This is a genomic window from Streptomyces sp. NPDC027189, from assembly GCF_055566975.1.
The window spans coordinates 222401-241908 of the sequence record NZ_JBVHRI010000007.1 but is presented as its reverse complement, the minus strand read 5'-3'; the positions used below and the strand labels follow the sequence as shown (position 1 = coordinate 241908).

19 protein-coding genes, 1 pseudogene and 1 riboswitch are annotated in these 19508 nt (G+C 70.0%); of the genes and pseudogenes, 13 read left to right on the top strand and 7 right to left on the bottom strand.

Going from position 1 to position 19508, the window contains the following annotated elements; translation table 11 throughout:
* Positions 1–6 precede the first annotated feature (6 nt).
* Complete coding sequence (locus ACZ4RZ_RS19685) at positions 7–1761, top strand: ABC transporter ATP-binding protein (RefSeq protein WP_467746145.1); 1755 nt, start codon at positions 7–9, stop codon at positions 1759–1761.
* 4 nt (positions 1762–1765) lie between these two features.
* On the opposite strand, the gene ACZ4RZ_RS19680 is transcribed toward ACZ4RZ_RS19685, so the two are convergent.
* Positions 1766–2635, bottom strand: a complete 870-nt coding sequence (locus ACZ4RZ_RS19680) for a prolyl oligopeptidase family serine peptidase (RefSeq protein ID WP_467746144.1) — start codon at positions 2633–2635, stop codon at positions 1766–1768.
* Between the two features lie 117 nt (positions 2636–2752).
* Here ACZ4RZ_RS19680 and ACZ4RZ_RS19675 point away from each other — a divergent pair, with 117 nt between their 5' ends.
* Positions 2753–3661, top strand: a complete 909-nt coding sequence (locus ACZ4RZ_RS19675) for a helix-turn-helix domain-containing protein (RefSeq protein WP_467746142.1) — start codon at positions 2753–2755, stop codon at positions 3659–3661.
* A gap of 113 nt (positions 3662–3774) precedes the next feature.
* Positions 3775–5136, top strand: a complete 1362-nt coding sequence (locus ACZ4RZ_RS19670; RefSeq protein ID WP_467746141.1) for an MFS transporter — start codon at positions 3775–3777, stop codon at positions 5134–5136.
* Between the two features lie 68 nt (positions 5137–5204).
* Here ACZ4RZ_RS19670 and ACZ4RZ_RS19665 read toward each other — a convergent pair whose 3' ends face one another.
* On the bottom strand, positions 5205–5498 hold the full coding sequence (locus tag ACZ4RZ_RS19665; RefSeq protein WP_467746139.1) for a hypothetical protein: 294 nt from the start codon (positions 5496–5498) through the stop codon (positions 5205–5207).
* Positions 5499–5669: 171 nt separating this feature from the next.
* Between ACZ4RZ_RS19665 and ACZ4RZ_RS19660 the strand changes: the two genes are divergently transcribed.
* Positions 5670–6035: a nuclear transport factor 2 family protein gene (locus ACZ4RZ_RS19660; protein WP_467746137.1), complete on the top strand. Its 366-nt coding sequence runs from the start codon at positions 5670–5672 to the stop codon at positions 6033–6035.
* 24 nt (positions 6036–6059) lie between these two features.
* On the opposite strand, the gene ACZ4RZ_RS19655 is transcribed toward ACZ4RZ_RS19660, so the two are convergent.
* Positions 6060–6524 (bottom strand): MarR family winged helix-turn-helix transcriptional regulator, encoded by a 465-nt coding sequence (locus ACZ4RZ_RS19655; protein WP_467746135.1) that lies wholly within the window; start codon positions 6522–6524, stop codon positions 6060–6062.
* Between the two features lie 415 nt (positions 6525–6939).
* Between ACZ4RZ_RS19655 and ACZ4RZ_RS19650 the strand changes: the two genes are divergently transcribed.
* From ACZ4RZ_RS19650 to ACZ4RZ_RS19630, 5 genes are all read left to right on the top strand, one after another.
* Entirely contained in the window at positions 6940–7509 is a 570-nt protein-coding gene (locus tag ACZ4RZ_RS19650) for a 2Fe-2S iron-sulfur cluster-binding protein (RefSeq protein WP_467746134.1), read from the top strand.
* On the top strand, positions 7506–8489 hold the full coding sequence (locus tag ACZ4RZ_RS19645) for an FAD binding domain-containing protein (protein ID WP_467746132.1): 984 nt from the start codon (positions 7506–7508) through the stop codon (positions 8487–8489). The genes ACZ4RZ_RS19650 and ACZ4RZ_RS19645 overlap by 4 nt, the downstream gene beginning before the upstream one ends.
* 24 nt (positions 8490–8513) lie before the next feature.
* The gene (locus tag ACZ4RZ_RS19640) at positions 8514–10727 is read left to right on the top strand and encodes a molybdopterin cofactor-binding domain-containing protein (RefSeq protein ID WP_467746131.1); all 2214 of its coding nucleotides are present in this window, start codon (positions 8514–8516) and stop codon (positions 10725–10727) included.
* Positions 10728–10787: 60 nt separating this feature from the next.
* Positions 10788–11447: a hypothetical protein gene (locus ACZ4RZ_RS19635; protein ID WP_467746130.1), complete on the top strand. Its 660-nt coding sequence runs from the start codon at positions 10788–10790 to the stop codon at positions 11445–11447.
* Between the two features lie 98 nt (positions 11448–11545).
* Positions 11546–11632, top strand: a riboswitch (ZMP/ZTP riboswitch).
* A gap of 23 nt (positions 11633–11655) precedes the next feature.
* Complete coding sequence (locus ACZ4RZ_RS19630; protein WP_467746128.1) at positions 11656–12504, top strand: bifunctional 5,10-methylenetetrahydrofolate dehydrogenase/5,10-methenyltetrahydrofolate cyclohydrolase; 849 nt, start codon at positions 11656–11658, stop codon at positions 12502–12504.
* A 46-nt stretch (positions 12505–12550) separates the two neighbouring features.
* Here the strand turns inward: ACZ4RZ_RS19630 and ACZ4RZ_RS19625 are convergent, their stop codons facing one another.
* Both ACZ4RZ_RS19625 and ACZ4RZ_RS19620 read right to left on the bottom strand, forming a co-directional pair.
* Positions 12551–13525: a CU044_5270 family protein gene (locus tag ACZ4RZ_RS19625; protein ID WP_467746127.1), complete on the bottom strand. Its 975-nt coding sequence runs from the start codon at positions 13523–13525 to the stop codon at positions 12551–12553.
* On the bottom strand, positions 13518–14081 hold the full coding sequence (locus ACZ4RZ_RS19620; protein ID WP_467746126.1) for an RNA polymerase sigma factor: 564 nt from the start codon (positions 14079–14081) through the stop codon (positions 13518–13520). The genes ACZ4RZ_RS19625 and ACZ4RZ_RS19620 overlap by 8 nt, the downstream gene beginning before the upstream one ends.
* A gap of 105 nt (positions 14082–14186) precedes the next feature.
* On the opposite strand from ACZ4RZ_RS19620, the gene ctaD reads away from it, so the two are divergent.
* The gene (gene ctaD / locus ACZ4RZ_RS19615) at positions 14187–15872 is read left to right on the top strand and encodes an aa3-type cytochrome oxidase subunit I (protein ID WP_467746475.1); all 1686 of its coding nucleotides are present in this window, start codon (positions 14187–14189) and stop codon (positions 15870–15872) included.
* Positions 15869–16222 carry a hypothetical protein gene (locus tag ACZ4RZ_RS19610; RefSeq protein ID WP_467746124.1) on the top strand — a complete coding sequence of 118 codons (354 nt, stop codon included), beginning with the start codon at positions 15869–15871 and terminating at the stop codon, positions 16220–16222. The genes ctaD and ACZ4RZ_RS19610 overlap by 4 nt, the downstream gene beginning before the upstream one ends.
* A gap of 222 nt (positions 16223–16444) precedes the next feature.
* Here ACZ4RZ_RS19610 and ACZ4RZ_RS19605 read toward each other — a convergent pair whose 3' ends face one another.
* Both ACZ4RZ_RS19605 and ACZ4RZ_RS19600 read right to left on the bottom strand, forming a co-directional pair.
* Positions 16445–17539, bottom strand: a complete 1095-nt coding sequence (locus ACZ4RZ_RS19605; protein ID WP_467746122.1) for a polyprenyl synthetase family protein — start codon at positions 17537–17539, stop codon at positions 16445–16447.
* Positions 17540–17556: 17 nt separating this feature from the next.
* Positions 17557–17762 (bottom strand): annotated as a pseudogene (locus ACZ4RZ_RS19600) (response regulator transcription factor); the annotation flags it as partial.
* Between ACZ4RZ_RS19600 and ACZ4RZ_RS19595 the strand changes: the two are divergent.
* Together ACZ4RZ_RS19595 and ACZ4RZ_RS19590 are read left to right on the top strand one after the other, a co-directional pair.
* Positions 17707–18096: an alpha/beta fold hydrolase gene (locus tag ACZ4RZ_RS19595; RefSeq protein ID WP_467746490.1), complete on the top strand. Its 390-nt coding sequence runs from the start codon at positions 17707–17709 to the stop codon at positions 18094–18096. The pseudogene ACZ4RZ_RS19600 and the gene ACZ4RZ_RS19595 overlap by 56 nt on opposite strands.
* Positions 18097–18131: 35 nt before the next feature.
* Positions 18132–19364, top strand: coding sequence for a glycosyltransferase (locus ACZ4RZ_RS19590; protein WP_467746474.1), 1233 nt, complete (start codon positions 18132–18134; stop codon positions 19362–19364).
* The last annotated feature ends 144 nt before the right edge of the window (positions 19365–19508 follow it).

The window sequence follows — 19508 nt, the reverse complement described above, 5'->3', positions numbered from 1 at the left end:
AGCGCCGTGAGCCTCACCGACGCCGGGCCCGAAGTGCCCACGTGGCGCCTGCTGCTCGAGTACGTACGACCGCATCGATGGGCGCTGCTGGCGGGTGCGCTGCTGGCGCTCGCGACCGGGGCCACCGGTCTGGTGCTGCCGCTGGTGGCGCGGGGGCTCATCGACGACCTGTCGCACGACCGGCCCATCGGGCGCGCGCTGCTCGGCATGGCGGCGCTGGTGGTCGCCAACGCGGCGGTGGGGGCGCTGGGTTCGTATGTGCTGCGGCGCACCGCCGAGTCGGTGGTGCTCGGCGCGCGGCGCGCCCTGTCGTCGTATCTGCTGCGACTGCGCATACCGGCCGTGGACCGCAGCGAGCCCGGCGACCTGATGGCCCGGATCACCTCCGACACGACGCTGCTGCGCGAGGTCACCACCGATTCCCTGGTCGGCCTCGGCACCGGCGGTCTCACCCTCGTCGCGACGGTCGTGATGATGGGGCTGGTGGACTGGGTACTGCTGGGCGTCACCCTGGGAGTGATTCTCTGCGCGGGCACCGTGCTCGGCGTGATCGTGCCGCGCATCAACCGGGCGAGCAAGCAGGCACAGGACGCCGTCGGCGTGATGGGCGCCTCGCTGGAACGGATCCTCGGCGCGCTGCGCACCGTCAAGGCGTCGGGTGCCGAGCACCGCGAGGAAGAGACCATCCACGCGGCGGCCGAGGAGTCGTGGCGGCAGAGCGTGCGGGCCGCCAAATGGTCGGCGGCCGCGGGCAATACGGCCGGTCTGGCGATGCAGATCGCCTTCATCACGGTCCTCGCCGTGGGTGGCGCGCGGGTCGCGACCGGCGCGATCGACGTGGGCACGCTGGTCGCCTTCCTCCTCTACGTGTTCTATCTGATGTCTCCGATCCAGCAGGTGGTCGGCGCGATCACGCAGTACCAGACCGGTGCCGCCGCGCTCGCCCGGATCCAGGAGGCGCTGCGGCTGCCCGCCGAACCGGCGGCCCTGCCCGCACCCTTGCCGACCCCGGGCACCGAGCCCGCCGCGCTCGCCTTCGACGAGGTCCGCTTCCGGTACGCCGACGATCTGCCGTACGTCCACCACGGTGTGACCTTCGCCGTCCCGGCCCGCGGCATGACCGCGTTCGTCGGCCCCTCGGGGGCGGGCAAGACCACCGTCTTCTCGCTCATCGAGCGGTTCTACGACCCCGAGGCGGGCGTCATCACACTCGACGGCCGTGAGCTGGAGCGCTGGGATCTGCCTCAACTCCGTTCCGCCATCGGCTATGTGGAGCAGGATGCCCCGGTCCTGTCGGGGTCGCTGCGGGACAACATGCTGCTCGGCAACCCGGACGCCGACGACACGGACCTCACGCGCGTACTGAAGACGACCCGACTCGATGGGCTGGTCGCCCGTCTGCCGCGTGGCCTGGACACGCTCGTCGGCCACCGGGGCACCAAGCTGTCCGGCGGCGAGCGCCAGCGCGTCGCCATCGCCCGAGCGCTGCTGCGCCGCCCCCGGCTGCTGCTCCTCGACGAGGCCACCTCGCAGCTCGACGCCGTCAACGAAGCCGCGCTTCGCGACACCGTCGCCGATGTGGCACGCACGACCACGGTCCTCGTGGTCGCGCACCGGCTGTCCACCGTCACGATGGCCGACCGCATCGTCGTCATGGACGCGGGCCGCGTCCGCGCCGTGGGCACCCATCGCGAACTCGTGGCCGGGGACCCGCTCTACGCCGAACTGGCCGCCACGCAGTTCCTCGCGACCGCCGGCTGAGCGCCTACAGGTGCCGGTGGAAGAAGTCGACGACGGTGTCCCAGGTCGGCTCGCACGGCCGCGCCTCGGTCTCCTTGCCCTCGCGTGAGGAGACCGTGAACGCGTCCCGCTTCACGACGGGGTCGGTCAGGAGGTCGTTCCACGGACCGTGGTCGGCGTGCGGCAGGGTGATCAGTTCGACATCGGCGCCCCCCTTCGCGAGCGCCTCGTAGAAGAGTTCGCCCTGGCCGTACGGAACGATCCGGTCGGCCTTTCCGTGCAGGATCAGGAACGGCGGGGCGTCCTCGTCGACGTACGTCAACGGGCTGGCCTCGCGGGCGAGTTCGGGCCGCTCCTGGAGTGGGCCGCCGAGCAGCCGGGACTCCGCGGACTCGGGGTCGTCATGGCCGTACGGACTGCCGGGGAAGCGCGTGAACTCCTGGAGCGTGCCGGGGAGCATCTGCTCGTCCATGCTCAGCAGGTCGGTCGGCGGGTAGACGGGTACGGCGGCGCGGATGCCGTCGACGGTCAGCGCGGCCAGCGCCGCGGCCCAGCCACCCGAGGACTCGCCGAACATCCCTATGCGCTCGGGGTCGAGGCCGTACGACATGGCGTGCGTGCGCAGATGGCGGATGGCCTCCTCGATGTCCCGCAGTTGCCCGGGAAAGCGGGTCTGCGCGCTGGAGCGGATGGCCAGCCCGGCCACGGCGAAGCCGCGCGGGTTCAGCCGCCGGGCCACCACCTCGGTGTCGTCCCGCCCGGTGTCGGCCAGCCAGCCCGAACTGCGGCTCCAGATCACCAGCGGCCGGGGACCGTCGCCGTCCGGGACGTACAGATCGATCAACTGGCCGTCGAGTCCGTCGCCGTACGCGATGTCCTTGAGTTCCTTGGCCATGGATCAGCTCTCCTTTTATGGTGATGCTCTCTTTCCGCCACGACGGGCGGTCGTCCATGCGGCGACCACTCCAAACTAGGCGGAGAGACACGTCCCACCCGGATACACAGGCGACAGATGATGGTCACAAACCGACACTCGGCCGGGCAGGTCATCCCCGAGGTCGCCTTCGCGGCGCCGGTCGGCACTCCGGCGGGCCTGGAAGTGATCTCGCTGGCCGACCTGCGTTCCAGGGCCGACGGTCGCGGGGTGGATCTCGGCGCGCCGCAGCGCCCCGGCTTCCACCACGTGCTCACGCTCACCTCCGGCACGCTGCGGCAGACCGTGGACTTCACGGGGTACGTCCTCGATCCGGACTCATGGCTGTGGGTGCGCCCCGGTCAGGTGCTCCAGTGGGGCGATCTCGAGAAGGCCGAGGGCCTCCTGATCGTCTTCGAGCGGGACTTCCCGGACCCGGCCACCGTCGGCGCGGCCCGGGTGGACGATCCGGAGGCGCCCGTGCTGCGCATCCCGGCGGCCGAGGACACCGAGGCGCTGCGCCTCGCGGCCACGCACCTGGAGCGCGAGTTCCGGGCCCCGGGGCGGCTGCCGCTCGACGCCCATGTCGCCGTGCTGCGCCATCTCCTGGACGTACTGATGCTGCGCGTCGCCCATCTGGAGGGCCCCGGCGGTCGCGCCGCAGAGCCCAGCGAGACCTTCCTGCGCTTGCGAGCCGCGGTCGAGCGGGACTTCGCCCGGACGCGCCGTGTGGACGACTACGCCGCCGCGCTCGGGTACTCCACCCGCACGCTGTCCAGGGCCACCCTCGACGCGGTGGGCGTCGGCGCCAAGGAGTTCATCGACCGCCGGGTCGTCCTGGAGGCCAAGCGGCTGTTGGCGCACACCGACCTCGCCGCCGCCCGCATCGCCGCCCAGCTGGGCTTCTCCAGCGCCACGAACTTCGCCAAGTACTTCCACCAGCGCGCCGGGCAGGCCCCCATCGCATTCCGCGGCGCCGTACGAGGCCGGGCCGCAGACGTCCGGTAAGGCTGGGCCCGGACCATTGACACCCGTCCATCCCACCCCGACACTCATGCCATCGATTGAGTGAACACAGTTTCACTGCGCGAACGAGCCGCTCGCTTCCCAGGGACTTCAACATGACATCTCCCGGTATGTCCGGTCCGCAGCACCCCTCACCCGATCGCCCGCCACACACCTTCCGCACCGTCTTTCCGGTCCTGGCGCTGTGCTGGATGGCCGTCTTCTTCGACGGCATGGACGTCAACATCTACGGCGCGGTCATGCCGCACATGCTCGACGACTCCGGGCTGGGACTGACGACGGCGAGCGCGGGCACGATCGGCAGCTGGACCACGTTCGGCATGCTCCTCGGCGCGCTGACCGCCGGGAACATCACCGACTGGCTGGGCCGCCGCCCGATGCTCGTCACCAGCGTGACGCTGTTCTCGGTCGGCTCGGCGATCTGCGCATCGGCCGGGGACCCCACGCTGTTCGGAACGGGCCGGTTCATCGCCGGGCTCGGGCTCGGCGGCCTGATGCCCCTGTGTCTGGCCATGGTCATGGAGTTCGCCCCGCCGCGCCGCGCGGCGCTCACCACCGGGCTGCTGATGACCTCGTACCACGCCGGCGGCATGTTCGCGACGACGCTCGGGCTGACGCTCGCGCCCGCGGCCGGCTGGCGCTGGGTGTTCTGGGCAGGCGTGCTGCCCGCCGTGATCGCCGTACCGCTGCTGCTGAAACTGTTGCCCGAGTCGCCCGGTGTACTGCTCGCCCGCGGTGAGCGGGCGAAGGCCGACGCCGTCGCCGACCGCTACGGCCTGGCCCGCCCGACCCCGGTCGCCGCTCCGGCGGCGGGCGCCAAGGGCCGCCTCGCCGCCGTCCAGGCGCTCTTCCGTCCCGAGTCGCGCTGGGCCACTCCCCTGCTCTGGGTGGCCTCCTTCTCGGGCCTGCTGCTCGTGTACGGCGTCAGCACCTGGCTGCCGCAGATGATGCGCGCCTCCGGCTACGGCCTCAGCTCCTCCGTGAGCTTCCTGCTCGTCATCAACGCGGGCGGCATCGTGGGCCTGCTGATCGCGGGCCGCACCGCCGACCGCTTCGGCGCCGTCCGCGTCTCGGCGGTCTGGTTCGTCCTCACCGCGGCCGGGGCGCTGCTGCTCAAGGCACATCTCCCACTGGGAGTGACGTACGCCGTGGTCGCGGTCACGGGCATCTGGCTCTTCAGCGCGCAGGTGATGGTGTACGCCGCCGCCAACACCGTCTACCGCGAGAGGGAGCGGGCGGCCGGGCTCGGCCTGGTCACCGGGGTCGGCCGGACCGGCGCCGTCGTCGGGCCCTGGCTGATCGGCTCGCTCGCCGCCAACGGCAACCAGAGCTGGGGCTTCACCACATTCGCCCTGGCCGGGCTGCTCGGCGCCGCGGCGATCGCGCTGGTGCCGCTGGCCCGGCGCACGAGCCGTCGGGAGCGGACCTCGACAGCCGTCGTCGCGGCCGAGGCATGACAGACGGCGAGCCCCGGCAGAACGTCGATGTTCTGCCGGGGCTCGCCGCGACGGCCCGCGTGCGCCGCCTACTCGATGCCCGAAAGCAGTCCGGTGACCGGCGCGGCCAGGTCGGTCACCTGGTGCAATTCGTTCAGGTCGTTCAGCCGGTTGAGCCCGGCGAGCTGGCTGGAGGGCCTCGGCACCTCGGCCTGGTGCTCCGCGGGAATGTCGCTCATCGCGAGTGAGTCGAGCTGGGCGATCGGGTTCAACTTCCCCGCGTCCTGGGCCTCGGAACCCGCCGCGTTCGCCATCGGCGCGGCGAGGCCCGTAACACCGACGGCGAGACCAACGGCGGCGACCATACGTCGTGTTGAGATCATGCTTTCAGCAACGGACCCGGGGTCCGGGCGGACACGGCCGGGTCCCCTCGCTCACCCGTCAGGCGCATCGGGCGGCTGCGCTTGCCGTGGGCCCAGCAGCGGAGGAGTCTCGGAGGAGAGGCCTACGCGGCCCACTCCTCGCTGGGCCGCGGCCTTCCAAGGAGGTCGATCATGGGCACCGCGGCACCCCTTGCCTTCGACACCGAAGCGCTGCGCCGGGGCATAGAAGGACACAGTGCGGCAGCTCTGCTGGCGCTCTACGCGGACGACGCGGAACTGCGCGTCGTCGACCGCAACACGCAACCCAGCCACCCGATGATCAAACACGGTCGCGACGAAATCGCCGAAATGCTCAGCGATGTCTACAGCCGCGACATGACACACAAGCTGGACCAATGTGTCATCCAAGGCGACCATGTCGCCTATACCGAGTCCTGCGAGTACCCGGACGGCGTGCGGGTGCTGGCCAGTTCGATGCTGTCACTGCGCGACGGCAAGATCGTCGAACAGACCCTGGTCCAGGCATGGGACGAGTAGGAAGGAACTGGCCGAGGGTCCAGATCAGATCCCGTCTGACCTGGACCTTTTCGGCGAGTACGGCGATGGGTCGCTCGCGCACGCACCGGACTCGGCGGCCACGACCAGTTTCCGCAGCAGGTCTGCGAGCATCGGCCTCTCTGCTGGGCTCAGCACTGCGAGCAGCGCGTTCTCACCCTCGTCCTCCGACACCGCGTGCTGCTCGAACGCATCGAATCCGGCGTCGGTGAGCCGCACCCGTACCCGACGACGGTCGGCACGCTCGTTCGTGCGGGTGATCAGCCCCGCGTCCTCCAGTGGGCCGAGCCGCGCCGACAGGGCGCCACGGGTCAGCCCGAGCATGTCGGCGAGCGGTGACGGGCTCGCCTCGTAGGGCGGGCCGAGCCGACGCAGCATCAGGAGCACCTTGAACCACCAGTGCTGGAGGCCGTCCGAGCCGAGGGTGTCCCGGCGGGCCTGCGCCGCATGCCGGGCCAGGGTCGCGCGCATCTGCCACGCAGATCGCGATCCGACCCAGCAGATCGTCCACGACGGCCACGTTGTCCGCGGTGAAGGGCGGCCGCACCGCCGCCGCGTCGCGGACGAGGAGCGTCACGGTGGCCCCGTCGCCCTCGGTCGCCTCGGCGTGCAGACGGCGCTGCGCGGTCCGGCGCAGTACCGCCGGGCCGCGTAGGACCGGGGCGGGCGGCTCGCCCCGCAACACGGCTTCCAGCACATCGACGACAACGAGATCGGCGCAGCGGGGGATGACGACGTCGGCCAGTGCCCGAGCGGCGAAGCGGGCACCGAAGAAACCCTCGCGGTGCGACGGTCATGTTTGTGCGAGAGCCTGAGGATGGGGGAGCGTGCCCGACACGACGCAGATCCAGATGGCACCCGCATCGAGCGAGGAAGGCGGGCTGTGATGAGCGCTTCAGATACGGGCGCCGCGGGGCGGAGCCAGGGCGGGATGGCTGAACTCTCGGTGATCACGTTGAGCGTCAACGATCAGGTGCGGCGGCTTGAGGTGGATCCGCGGACCTCGCTGCTCGACGCGCTGCGCGAGCACCTGCGCCTGAGCGGGACCAAGAAGGGGTGTGATCACGGACAGTGCGGCGCCTGCACGGTGCTGATCAACGGCCGGCGCGTCAACTCCTGTTTGACGCTGGCCGTGATGCATGAGGACGACGAGATCGTGACGATCGAAGGACTGGGCGACCCCGATGCCCAGCACCCCATGCAACGCGCCTTCGTTGAGCGTGACGGCTTCCAGTGTGGCTACTGCACTCCCGGTCAGATCTGTTCGGCTGTCGGCATGCTCGCCGAGGTGGAGGCGGGTTGGCCCAGCCACGCCACCGCTGACGTGGCCTCGCCGCGAATCGCGTTGACCGATGAGGAGATCCGCGAGCGGATGAGCGGCAACATCTGTCGGTGCGCCGCCTATCCGAACATCGTCGCGGCCATCCGCGGCATCGCGAAGGGAGGCCTGGAATGAGGTCCTTCACTTACGAGCGAGCGACGGACGCACAGGCCGCTGTCGCCGCGGTGTCCAGAACCGGCGCCAAGTTCATCAGTGGCGGCACCAATCTGCTCGACCTGATGAAGCTCGACATCGAGCATCCCAGCCATCTGGTCGACATCAGTCGGCTTCCGTTGCGGGACATCGAGGAGCTGCCGGACGGCGGACTGCGCATCGGCGCCCAGGCGGCGAATTCCGACGTGGCCGCCGATGCCCGAGTGCGTACCCGCTATCCGGTGCTGTCGCAGGCGCTGGTGGCCGGCGCCTCGGGCCAGTTGCGCAACAAAGCGTCCACCGGGGGAAATCTGTTGCAGCGCACTCGCTGCCCCTACTTCTACGACACCGCTGCGGGCTGCAACAAGCGCAATCCCGGGTCCGTATGCTCGGCGATCGGCGGGTTCAACCGGATACACGCGATTCTCGGCGCCAGCGACTCCTGCATCGCTACCCATCCTTCGGACATGGCCGTCGCGATGACCGCGCTGGAGGCGGAGATCGAGCTGCTCGATGCCGACGAGTCGGTACGCCGCGTCGTCATCACGGACTTCTACCGGCTGCCGGGCGATACGCCGCACATCGAGACCGTGCTGCGGCCTGGCGAGATGATCACGGGCGTGATCCTGCCCCTGCCCCTGCCTGGCCGGCAGATCTACCGCAAGGTGCGCGATCGGGCGTCCTACGAGTTCGCGCTGGTCTCCGTGGCGGCTGTCGTCTCGGCCGATCAGGGAACGATCGGTGAGGCACGGGTGGCGTTCGGCGGTGTGGCGCACAAGCCGTGGCGGTCCATCGAGGCGGAGGCCGCGTTGACCGGCCGTCCGGCCACGATGGCCACCTATCGCGCCGCCGCCGAGGCGGCGATGCGCGACGCCGTGGGGCAGGGGCACAACGACTTCAAGATCGAGCTGGCCAAGCGCACGCTGTGCCGAACGCTCGCACAAGCGGCCCAGTCGAGCTGAGGAGGCGACATGATCGGGCAAGCCTTGAACCGCGTCGACGGCCCGTTGAAGGTCGCCGGCCGGGCCACTTTCGCCTACGAGCATTGGGAGGCCGGCCAACCGCTCTACGGGTTCATCGTCGGCGCAACGATCGGCAAAGGCCGCATCACCCGGATCGACACCGAGAGCGCCGAACGCGCACCCGGCGTGCGCATGGTGATGACCCATCTCAATGCCCCGGCGCAGGGCCCCCGCGATGAGTCCATTCCGTTCGAATACTGGCGCGCCCAGCCGGTGCTGACCGGCCCGGACATTCACCATTACGGCGAGCCGGTGGCACTCGTCGTCGCCGCGACCTTCGAGCAGGCCCGAGCGGCGGCCGATCTCGTTGACGTCGAATACGTCAGCGGGCGGGGGCGTTTCGACTTCGCCGCAGACGAAGATGAGACATATATCCCGAAAGTGGTCAATGCCGGACTCCCCACCGACACCGCGGTGGGCGACTTCGATGCCGGGTTCAGCAACGCGGCGGTCCGAGTCGACCAGCACTACACAACGCCATACGAGTTCTCGATGCCGATGGAACCGAACGCGTGCCTGGTGGAGCCGCGTGGCGAGGACCTCGTCGTCTACGTCAGCTGCCAGATCGTCGATGCGGCGCAGGCCTCGATCGCCGGCACGCTTCGCATCGACCCGGCGCGGATCCACATCGTCACCCCCTTCGTCGGCGGGGGATTCGGCTCCAAGCTGGGCATTCATTCCGAGACGATCCTCGCAGCGCTCGCCGCTCGCGAGTTGTGCCAACCGGTCAAGGTCGCGCTGACCCGGCAGCAGATCTTCCAGCTCATCGGCATGCGCCCCACATCGAGCCAGCGCGTTCGGCTGGGCGCGGCGCGCGACGGACGGCTGGCTGCGCTCGCGCACGAGGTCACCATGCACACCAACCCCGACATCGAGTACGCAGAGCAGACCGCCGCCACGACCCGCAGCCTCTACGCCGCACCCCACCGGTTGACGAGCCACCGGCTGACGCCCCTCGATCTGCCGCCCGGGACAGATGTCCGCGCGCCGGGCGAAGCGCCGGGCCTGCTGGCGGTGGAGTCGGCGATGGACGAGCTGGCACATGCACTCGGGATGGACCCGGTCGAGCTGCGGATCCGCAACGAGCCCACCGTCGATCCCGAGCGAGACGTGCCGTACAGCGACCGGCACCTGGTCGACTGCCTGCGCGAAGGCGCGCGCCTGTTCGGCTGGGAGCACCGCCCCGCCACCCCGGCGAGTGTGCGCGAGGGACGCTGGTTGGTCGGCTACGGCATGGCGGCCGCCATCCGCGGGCATTTCCAAGGGCCGACGACGGTGCGGGTGCGGTTGCAGGCGGACGGCACCGCCGTCGTCCAGACGGACATGACGGACCTCGGCACGGGCACGTACACCGTCCTGACGCAGGTCGCTGCCGACGGGCTCGGACTGCCGCCCGATCGAGTGCGCATTGAGCTCGGGCGTTCCGAGTTTCCCACCAGCTGGGGGTCCGGTGGCTCGTGGGGCGCCACCAACTCGAGCACCGCGGTCGACCGGGCGTGCGCGACCCTGCGTGAGAAGCTGCTGGCCGCGGCGCGCGACGACGCGCATTCCCCGCTGCACCGCCTGGACCCGGCAGACGCCGTGTTCTCCGACGGCAATGTACGCATCGGGGGCGCGTCCGAGTCGCTGAGCGAGATCGTCGCACGCAACCATCCTGAAGGTGTGGAGGCGGAGGGCGAGACCCGCTTCATGGGCGATGATCCGAACTACGCGGCCTACTCGATCAACACCTACGGGGCCCATTTCGCTGAAGTGGGGGTCGACGCGGACACCGCCGAGATCCGTCTGCGGAGGATGCTGGGCGTGTTCTCGGTGGGACGCGTACTCAACGCGAAGACCGCCCGCTCTCAGCTGATCGGCGGCATGATTTGGGGGGCCGGCGCGGCCCTCGAAGAAGAGGCCGTCGTCGACCCGCGATCCGGCGCCTTCGTCAACCGGGATCTCGCCCAATACCTGGTGCCGGTCCACGCCGACATCCCCGACGTCGACGCCGTCGTCCTCGACGGGTACGACGACAAGGCCAACGTCCTGGGCGCGAAGGGCGTCGGTGAGGTGGGCATCTGCGGGGCCGGTGCGGCGGTCGCGAACGCGGTGTTCAACGCCACCGGGGTGCGCGTGCGCGACTTCCCCATCACGATCGAGAAGGTGTTGCCCGGGCTGCCACCGATGGACACCTGACGCGAGTTGAGGATCGGCAGCCGGGGGAAACGCGCGACGAGGCTGCTGGAGTCGGCCGTTGTGACCGAGGCACGGGCTCGCGCCCGGATAGCCCTGGCGGCGGCCGAAGTCGCGCTGGAGAGTGACTGGTTCGGCGGGACCGCCTTGGCGGGGGCTGGGCTCGATGCCGCGGACAAAGTCTTCGACGAGTCCGGCCTCGACGCCCGTTGGGGCCTGGACTTCCTCCGGCTGCGCCACGACTACCTGGGCCTGGTCCGCGTCGACGGTGCGTTCCGCACCGGTCCCGACGGCAAGAACCCGGAGGCGCTCGCCGCGCTGCGCCGCCGCGCCGGGAACCTGCGCCACCGTGGCGCGGACACCGTGCGCCGAGACTGGGCCGAGATGTATCTGGGCCTGATCGCCGACAATCTCTTCGCCGAGCGGGGCGTCTCCCCGCCCACTACGAGGTCGCCCGGCGCGCGGGCGAGTCGGGCGACGACCTCCTGTCGCGCGAGGCGCTGCGGCACCTCGGCGATCACGACCACGACCGCGGCGACCACGCACCGGCGCGGGAACGCTGGAGTCGGGCGACCGCCCTCGGCGCCCGGGCAGGCGCCGTCCCCGGCACCCTGCGTCAGCAGATGCTCCTGGCGGTGCCGGCCCGCGACGCGGGCGACGAGGCCGGAGCCGCCGCGCCGACCCGGGAGATCGCCCGCTGGGCCGGAGGCATCGGAGCCGTGACGATCGAGCCGCAGGCCAACGGGTTCCTGACCGGCGCCGATCCCACGGCCCCGCCTGCGTCGAGCGGTGCCGGCAGGTAATCGCACAAGCTACCCTGGTCGGCGGGCCGTGACTGGCGCTGAGGTGGGGTACCACCGGGGAGCGGTCTGACGAATGGGTCTTTGCCGCGCGCCTGGGCGATTGTGTCGACAACGCTCAGGAGGAGCACATGTCCCAGGCCCAGCTCATGGACGGCACCGGTCTCGCGCGCCGCATCGTCGAGGAGACAGCCAAGCGTGCGGCCGACCTCAAGGACCATACGGGTGCGGCTCCGTGTCTGGCGACGGTGCTCGTCGGCGAGGACCCCGCCTCGGTCACCTACGTACGGATGAAGCAGAACCGCAGCCGCAAGGCAGGTATCGATTCGCGGCACGTCGCCCTGCCCGCCGACACCACGACGGCCGAACTGGTCGCCACGCTCGAGGCGCTGTCCGGCGACCCGACCGTGCACGGCATCCTGCTCCAGCACCCGGTCGGACCGCACATCGACGAGCGCGCGGCGTTCGAGGCCATCGCGCCGGAGAAGGACGTCGACGGAGTGACGCTGAGCTCCTACTCGGCGATGAGCTTCGGCCTGCCCGGCTTCGTGTCCTGCACGCCCGGCGGCATCATGCGGCTCCTCGACGAGTACGACGTGGACCCGGCCGGCAGGCGGGCCGTCGTCGTGGGCCGCAGCGCGATCCTCGGCAAGCCGGTCGGCATGCTGCTGCTCGGGCGCGACGCGACGGTGACGTACTGCCATTCGCGTACGGCGGATCTGTCCTCCGCGGTGCGCGAGGCGGACATCGTAGTGGCCGCCGTAGGGCGTCCCCGGCTGATCCGCGGCGAGGACATCAAGCCGGGAGCCGTCGTGATCGACGCGGGCTACAACCCCGGGAACGTCGGCGACGTCGACTTCGACACCGCCGTCACCCGGGCCGGTCTGATCACCCCCGTGCCGGGTGGCGTCGGCCCGATGACCATCGCGGTCCTGCTGGAGCAGACGGTGACCGGGGCCGAGCGCCAACTCGGCCTCTGAGCACACACTTTGGAGACTTTGGGGCCTTTGTGAACTTTTGGGTCGATCAGCGCATCCACGCCCGGTACGACATCACATCGCCGGCCTTGACGCCGTACTCGGGATCGGCCTTGGTGACCGTGTCCTCAAGGCCGAGAACGGCGCCGGTCGCCGGGTCCAGGATCAGCATCCGGCGGCCGGAGTGGGCCTTGTCGTCGTACACGTACGCCTGTCCCTTGCGGCCCAGCCGGTCGGTGACCGCTCCGACCGGGCGCAGCCCCTTCGCGTCGGCGAGGACATGGGCCAGCGCGGCGGTCTCGCCGGCACCGAGCGTCCAGTTGTCCAGCAAGTCGGCGACGGCGTCGAGGAGTTGCGTCGTGTCCATCGCCTCGATCGGGTCGATCTCCTCGAGGTAGGCGCGCAGCCGCTCGGCGTCGTGCGGCGGTCGCGCCTGGGGCGGCGCGTCGCTCCAACTCGGAGGGTACGTCTGCCTGCTGAGCACATGGCCGTCCTCGACCGTGCGCGGAACGGGGTCGGCGTCGGTGATGACCGGCGTGCCGGGATGGCGCGGGTCGGTCGCCACGACGAGTTCGGTGTGGCTGCCGTCGGCCTTCCAGCGGACGACGCGTTCCTCGGGGAGCGTGATCGGTGGCCGGGCCTCGGGTCCCGAGGTCATGCTCAGGCTCCAGGTCTGGACGTGGGTGCCCTGGCGCAGCGGGAGCGCGCTGTCGGATGCCGCCGCGCGGTCGGCGAGCCGGTCCAGGGGGACGGGGGTGGAGCCCGCCTCGATGACCAGCGGGCGCGGGGCGGCCACGGCGGGGGCAGTGGTCGGTCCCGACAGGGTGAGGGCGAGGACGACCACGCCGACGACCGCCGCGGTCCCGACGCTCCAGGCCCAGCGCCGCAGCGGGCGGGGGTGCGCGCTGTGCAGCAGCTGGTTGAGGCGGCGCTCGGCGTGCTGGTCCAGCGGGCGGTCGTGGAAGCGGAGGTCGGCGGACGGCACCGGGTTGGCGCGGCGCAGCAGTTCGAGTTCGTCAGCCATGGCCGTGCTCCTTCGGGGTGTCGCGGCGGGGCGCTTCGGTGCCGGCGGCCACGGTGATCTGCAGGCGGTCGATCTCGGCTCTGAGGCGGCGGCGGGCGCGGTGCAGACGCATCGCGGCGGCGCGGTTGCCACAGCCGAGGGCGACGGCCACCTCGTCGATGCCGAGCTCCTCCCAGGCCGTCAGCCGCAGTACTTCCTGGTCGGCGGGGGAGAGCCGGGCCAGCGCCTCGTGCACCCAGTCGCCCGGCGACTCGGAGTCGGGGCCGGCCACCACCTGCTTGCCGTGCGCGCTCTCGTCGTTGCCGAGCCGGTCGACAAGCCTGCGGCGGCGCCCGTAGCCGCGCACCGCATTGGCCAGACAGTGGCGTGCCACCCCGTAGAGCCAGGGAAGGGGGGACGGCGGGAGGTCGGACCGGCGCCGCCAGGCGACGGTGAAGACCTCCGCCACCACCTCCTCCACATCACTGTTTCGGCCGTCCAGTCGCCGCGCAACGTAGCGGCTGACCGCCCAGTAGTGCTCGCGATAGGCAGCGGCGAAGGTCTCGTCGTTGCTCATAATCCGTAGGTGTCCGGCAGGTTCGTGATCGTCACACCCGCCGATGTGACGCTCGTCGCTTCGCTCCAGTGTGACGGTGGCGCGGCCCCCGGACACAGGCGGGGCATGGAGAGCAACACTGTTACGGCGCTGCCCGCACCCCCTCCCGTGCGTGCCCGGCGTCCTGGACTCGCCGCGGTGAAGTGGCTGACCACCACCGACCACAAGACGATCGGCACGCTGTATCTGGTCACGTCGTTCGGGTTCTTCTGCATCGGCGGGGTCATGGCGCTGCTGATGCGCGCCGAACTCGCCCGGCCGGGACTGCAGATCATGTCGAACGAGCAGTTCAATCAGGCCTTCACGATGCACGGCACCGTGATGCTCCTGATGTTCGCGACCCCGCTGTTCGCCGGTTTCGCGAACTGGATCACGCCGTTGCAGATCGGCGCGCCCGATGTGGCATTCCCACGCCTCAACATGCTGGCCTACTGGCTCTATCTCTTCGGCTCATTGATTGCCGTCGGCGGGTTCCTGACTCCTCAAGGCGCCGCCGATTTCGGATGGTTCGCGTATGCACCCCTGTCCGACGCGGTGCATTCACCGGGCATCGGCGCCGACATGTGGATCATGGGCCTGGCCTTCTCCGGATTCGGCACGATCCTCGGCTCGGTCAACTTCATCACCACCATCATCTGCATGCGCGCTCCGGGCATGACGATGTTCCGCATGCCGATCTTCGTGTGGAACGTGCTGCTGACCGGTGTGCTGGTCCTGCTGGCCTTCCCGGTCCTCGCGGCCGCGCTGTTCGCCCTGGAGGCGGACCGCAAGTTCGGTGCCCACATCTTCGACGCGTCCAATGGCGGCGCGCTGCTGTGGCAACACCTCTTCTGGTTCTTCGGCCATCCTGAGGTATACATCATCGCGCTGCCGTTCTTCGGCATCATCAGTGAGGTCATTCCGGTTTTCTCGCGCAAGCCGATGTTCGGCTACATGGGGCTGATCGGTGCGACCATCGCGATCGCGGGGCTGTCGGTGACCGTCTGGGCCCACCACATGTACGTCACCGGTGGCGTATTGCTCCCGTTCTTCTCCTTCATGACCTTCCTGATCGCCGTGCCGACGGGTGTGAAGTTCTTCAACTGGATCGGCACGATGTGGCAGGGGTCCTTGTCCTTCGAGACCCCGATGCTGTGGGCCACCGGGTTCCTGGTCACCTTCGTCTTCGGCGGTCTGACCGGCGTGATGCTCGCCTCGCCGCCGATGGACTTCCCCGTCTCGGACTCGTATTTCGTGGTGGCGCACTTCCACTACGTGATCTTCGGTACGGTCGTCTTCGCGATGTTCTCCGGATTCCACTTCTGGTGGCCGAAGTTCACCGGCAAGATGCTCGACGAACGCCTCGGCAAGATCACCTTCTGGACGCTGTTCGTGGGCTTCCACGGCACCTTCCTCGTCCAGCACTGGCTGGGCGCCAATGGAATGCAGCGCCGGATTCCCGACTACCTGGCGGTGGAAGGCCTCACGACCCTCAACACGGTGTCGACGATTTCCTCCTTCCTGCTCGGCCTCTCGTTCCTGCCGTTCTTCTACAACATCTGGAAGACCGCCAAGTACGGCGAGAAGATCGAGGTCGACGACCCGTGGGGCTACGGCCGTTCGCTGGAGTGGGCCACCTCTTGCCCGCCGCCGCGGCACAACTTCCTCACGCTCCCGCGTATCCGGTCCGAGTCACCGGCCTTCGATCTGCACTACCCCGAAATCAGCGCCACGGGTGTGCAGTTGGAGACCGCGGCGAAGCAACTCCGATGACCGCCATGGACGACCGCCCGCTGGAGGCGGGTGCGCTGATCAGCGAGCTCGAAGGCCACCTGCTCATCGAGGCCACCCGCGGCGAGGGACGCGCGGAAGCCGTCCGATTCACGCGCTCGCTGGCCTGGCTGACGGACACTCAGCGGGAGGAGGTGGAGGCGCGCTATCAGGAGAACTACCTCGCGCTCACCCGGCGTTCCTGGGAGCGCACCGCGCAACGCGGCAGGGAACTGCGGTCCGAGTACGAAGAGAGATACCGCTCGCTGCGACGGCGGCTGTGCGCGGGAGTTCTTCTCGGCGCCGTCCTCGCGCTGATGACGGTCGTGCTGGCGACTGTGTCGAACGGCTAGGGCCTGTCCGGCGGATCGGGTCGGAGGGGAGCTGCGGCGCCTCATAAGCGCAGGTGAGCGGGTCCCGGTGCGTCCAGCTGCAAGGCGAAGGAGGGCGACGACGCGATGAGGGTCCCCCTTGTTCGAGCGAAGCCGAGAACTTGGGGGCGTCGGCAACCGACGACCACGCCGCCGATGGGCGCACCAGGACCCGCGTCTCCGACATGATCCGCCGGACAGTCCCTAGCGCCGCCCCGAAGCCACGCAGGCGGTGGCGAGGCCGGCCGGGAGAAGCATCTGGGAGGACTGGTCGACCAGATGTCGAAGCATGTGCACATAGGCTTCGTCGCCACCCAGCGCGTCCAGAATGCGATGAGCGTCGTCGTGGAACTCGCCGATGTCGTCCTCGTACCGGCGCAGAACGGCCGGCGCGAGAAGTGCGTCGGTGAGTTCCGCTCGGGCCTCAGAAGAGTGCCGCGCGGCGGCGTGCAGCCCCATGACACGCTCCGTGGACCGGGGAGCCTGCTCCTCAAGGGCGCACGCGAGCAGGTACGTGACCGTGCCGTTCAGGAGGTCTTCGTTGCGGCCGGACAGGATGTCTTCCTGGTCATTGAATATCTGCCACAGGATCCCGAAGACGTTCCCGAACTCGCGCCAGAGCTCCACTCTCTCCTTCTCAACTGCCGCGAGTTCGGCGGCCATTGCCGTGACCATGCTGAAGGGGGCGCCGGATTTCCCGCGGTACGCCGTAATCACCGAGTCGCGCGTGGTGGCACCCGCGCCTCCGCGCAGGTCACTGAGTTGCCCTTCAATCGCAAGGATCCAGCACTTCACTATCTCGGCCGACAGAGCGCCGCGCACCGGCTCGGGAATGCGCTGCGACTGAACGACAAGAAGCGGCAGGGGATTTCCGCTGATGACCGCCGCGAGCTGGGCCTCACTCTCACTGAGGTCACCGGCGACGAACGCGCCCTGCCCATCGGCCAGGTCGTCGAGGTAGCACGCCGAGGTCCACCACAGCTCATGAACGACAGCCAGCGGAAGAGCCGGTTCGAGAAGGCCGGTCTCGGCGGCATGGACGATCATCGGCAGCACGGACAGCGGGTACTTGAACGTGCGATGCTCCAGGAGTGTGGCGACAGCCGCTCGCACCGATACGGCCGATGGACCGAGTCGCGCGAGGGCGGCTTCCATTTCCGCCTCGATCTCCGCGGACACCTGGCGATGCAGTTCCCCGTACGACATCGCGTTCACGCAACCCCACCCCACTGCCGAGATCAATTCGAGCATCGATTCGATCATTACGAATGAAGGGAAGCCAGAGCGATTTTCCGCCATGGCCGGATCACCGTCGGTCAGCGCGGGCCTCCGGGGCACACCAGGCCGTGGTCGAAGGCGAAGACCACCGCGTGGACCCGGTCGCGCAGACCGAGCTTGTCCAGGACGCGGCCCACGTGTGTCTTCACGGTGCCTCGCCGACGGGCGGCCGGGCGGCGATCTCCGCGTTGGACAGGCCGCGGCCCAGCAGAAGCAGCACCTCGTGTTCACGTTCCGCGACCTGCCATCCCGACCGCCCGCTCGAGAACCTCCCGGCCTCGCTACCCGGTTTCTACGCCAACCAGCTCACCACAGCCGACCAGATCAAGGTCCCCGCTCCGCGTCCCGCGCTGCGCCGCGCCCACGTCCCGGTGCTGATCCTGCGCGGCGCCAGCGAGAACAAGAACCCCGGCATCGCCCGGGAGTACGACGAGGTCCTGCCGGACTCCACACTGCGCACCATCGCGGGCGCCGGTCTCGACGCCGAGCGGCCCCGGCCGTACCGTCAGGCGGTCACCGCATTCGTCGATGCCGATGGCGCCGCATCGGACCGCACGGCTGCGGGCCACCGGTCGTGAACTTCGGCATACTGACCGTCGTGCGAGTTGCGATCATGTCCGCGGGATCGCGGGGCGATGTGGCGCCGTACACGGGTCTGGGGCACGGCCTGGTGCGGGCCGGGCACGACGTCACCCTGGTGACACACGGGTGTTTCGAGCCGCTGGTGGCCGGTTCGGGTGTGGGATTTCACGCGCTGCCCGTGGATCCCCGCGCGGAGCTGGAATCCGAGCGTGGGCAGAGCCTGCACCGCAGTACCACGGGGGCGGGAAAGCTCATCCGGGTCGTCGAGATGGCGCGGGCGCTCGTCGGGCGGATGACCGACGACCTGATCGAGGCCGCCCACTCCAGCGACGTACTCCTGCTGTCCAGTTCCCTCGGGCCACTCGGGCACGCCATCGCCGAAGGGCTGTCGCTGCCCAGCATGGGTGTCTATCTCCAACCACTCGCCCCCACACGGGAGTTCGCGCCTCCGGTGACTGGGGTCCGCTCATGGGGGCCCGCCGTGAACCGGGCCGCCGGACACGGCGTGAACATGGCCGTCGAGCGGGTCTTCGCTGAGACCGTGCGCACCCTGCGGGCCCGGCTCGGCCTGCCGCGCATCGCCCCCGGCGCCGCACGCCGCGCCCGCGAGCGGCAGGGCTGGCCCGTGCACCATGGATTCAGTCCCCTCGTGGTGCGCCGCCCCCGCGACTGGCGCCCCGGCCTCGACGTGACCGGGTACTGGTGGCCCTACGACGGTGCGGACGCCCAACTTCCCTCCGCGCTGGGGGACTTCCTCGCCGCCGGGCCTCCCCCGGTCTTCGTGGGACTGGGCAGCGCCACCGTGCCCGATCCCGAGCGGCTGAGCGCCGAGGTCGTACGCACCCTGCGGGCGGCCGGGCTGCGCGGGGTGATCCAGCGAGGCTGGGGCGGGCTACGGGCCACCGGTGACGACATGTTCACGGTCGGGGAGGTGCCGCACTCCGTGCTCTTTCCCCGGATGGCGGCGGTGGTTCATCACGCGGGGGCGGGGACGACGGCGGCGGGGTTGCGGGCGGGGGTGCCGGCCGTGCCGGTGCCGATCCAGTTCGACGAGGGCTTCTGGGCCGCGCGGCTCGTCGCGCTCGGGGTGGCGCCCGGAGCCGTGCCCCTGCGCGGGCTCGGCTCCGCCCGGCTGGCCTCGGCTCTCGTGAGGGTGACGAGGGAAGCGTCGTATCGGCGGCGCGCGCAGGTACTGGCCGCTCGCATCCGCGCCGAGGACGGGGTGGCACCGGTTCTCGGCACGGTGCACCGGCTGACGGGCTGAGGTACGTGAGGGTTTCCCCCTTCCGCCGCCAGCCCCCCATCGGCCTCGTCCTCAAACGCCGGACGGGCTGGGATACGCGAGCCAGAGATCGAGCGGTGGTGAGGGAAGCCCGAAATGGCCGGCGAGCGGTTATTTCGGGCACCC

Coding starts and splice junctions, on each gene's coding strand:
- ACZ4RZ_RS19680 (WP_467746144.1), bottom strand. CDS start 2,635: ATGGCCAAGGAACTCAAGGACATCGCGTACGGCGACGGACTCGACGGC.
- ACZ4RZ_RS19675 (WP_467746142.1), top strand. CDS start 2,753: ATGATGGTCACAAACCGACACTCGGCCGGGCAGGTCATCCCCGAGGTC.
- ACZ4RZ_RS19670 (WP_467746141.1), top strand. CDS start 3,775: ATGACATCTCCCGGTATGTCCGGTCCGCAGCACCCCTCACCCGATCGC.
- ACZ4RZ_RS19665 (WP_467746139.1), bottom strand. CDS start 5,498: ATGATCTCAACACGACGTATGGTCGCCGCCGTTGGTCTCGCCGTCGGT.
- ACZ4RZ_RS19660 (WP_467746137.1), top strand. CDS start 5,670: ATGGGCACCGCGGCACCCCTTGCCTTCGACACCGAAGCGCTGCGCCGG.
- ACZ4RZ_RS19655 (WP_467746135.1), bottom strand. CDS start 6,524: ATGCGCGCGACCCTGGCCCGGCATGCGGCGCAGGCCCGCCGGGACACC.
- ACZ4RZ_RS19650 (WP_467746134.1), top strand. CDS start 6,940: ATGAGCGCTTCAGATACGGGCGCCGCGGGGCGGAGCCAGGGCGGGATG.
- ACZ4RZ_RS19645 (WP_467746132.1), top strand. CDS start 7,506: ATGAGGTCCTTCACTTACGAGCGAGCGACGGACGCACAGGCCGCTGTC.
- ACZ4RZ_RS19630 (WP_467746128.1), top strand. CDS start 11,656: ATGTCCCAGGCCCAGCTCATGGACGGCACCGGTCTCGCGCGCCGCATC.
- ACZ4RZ_RS19625 (WP_467746127.1), bottom strand. CDS start 13,525: ATGGCTGACGAACTCGAACTGCTGCGCCGCGCCAACCCGGTGCCGTCC.
- ACZ4RZ_RS19620 (WP_467746126.1), bottom strand. CDS start 14,081: ATGAGCAACGACGAGACCTTCGCCGCTGCCTATCGCGAGCACTACTGG.
- ctaD (WP_467746475.1), top strand. CDS start 14,187: ATGGAGAGCAACACTGTTACGGCGCTGCCCGCACCCCCTCCCGTGCGT.
- ACZ4RZ_RS19610 (WP_467746124.1), top strand. CDS start 15,869: ATGACCGCCATGGACGACCGCCCGCTGGAGGCGGGTGCGCTGATCAGC.
- ACZ4RZ_RS19605 (WP_467746122.1), bottom strand. CDS start 17,539: ATGGCGGAAAATCGCTCTGGCTTCCCTTCATTCGTAATGATCGAATCG.
- ACZ4RZ_RS19590 (WP_467746474.1), top strand. CDS start 18,132: ATGTCCGCGGGATCGCGGGGCGATGTGGCGCCGTACACGGGTCTGGGG.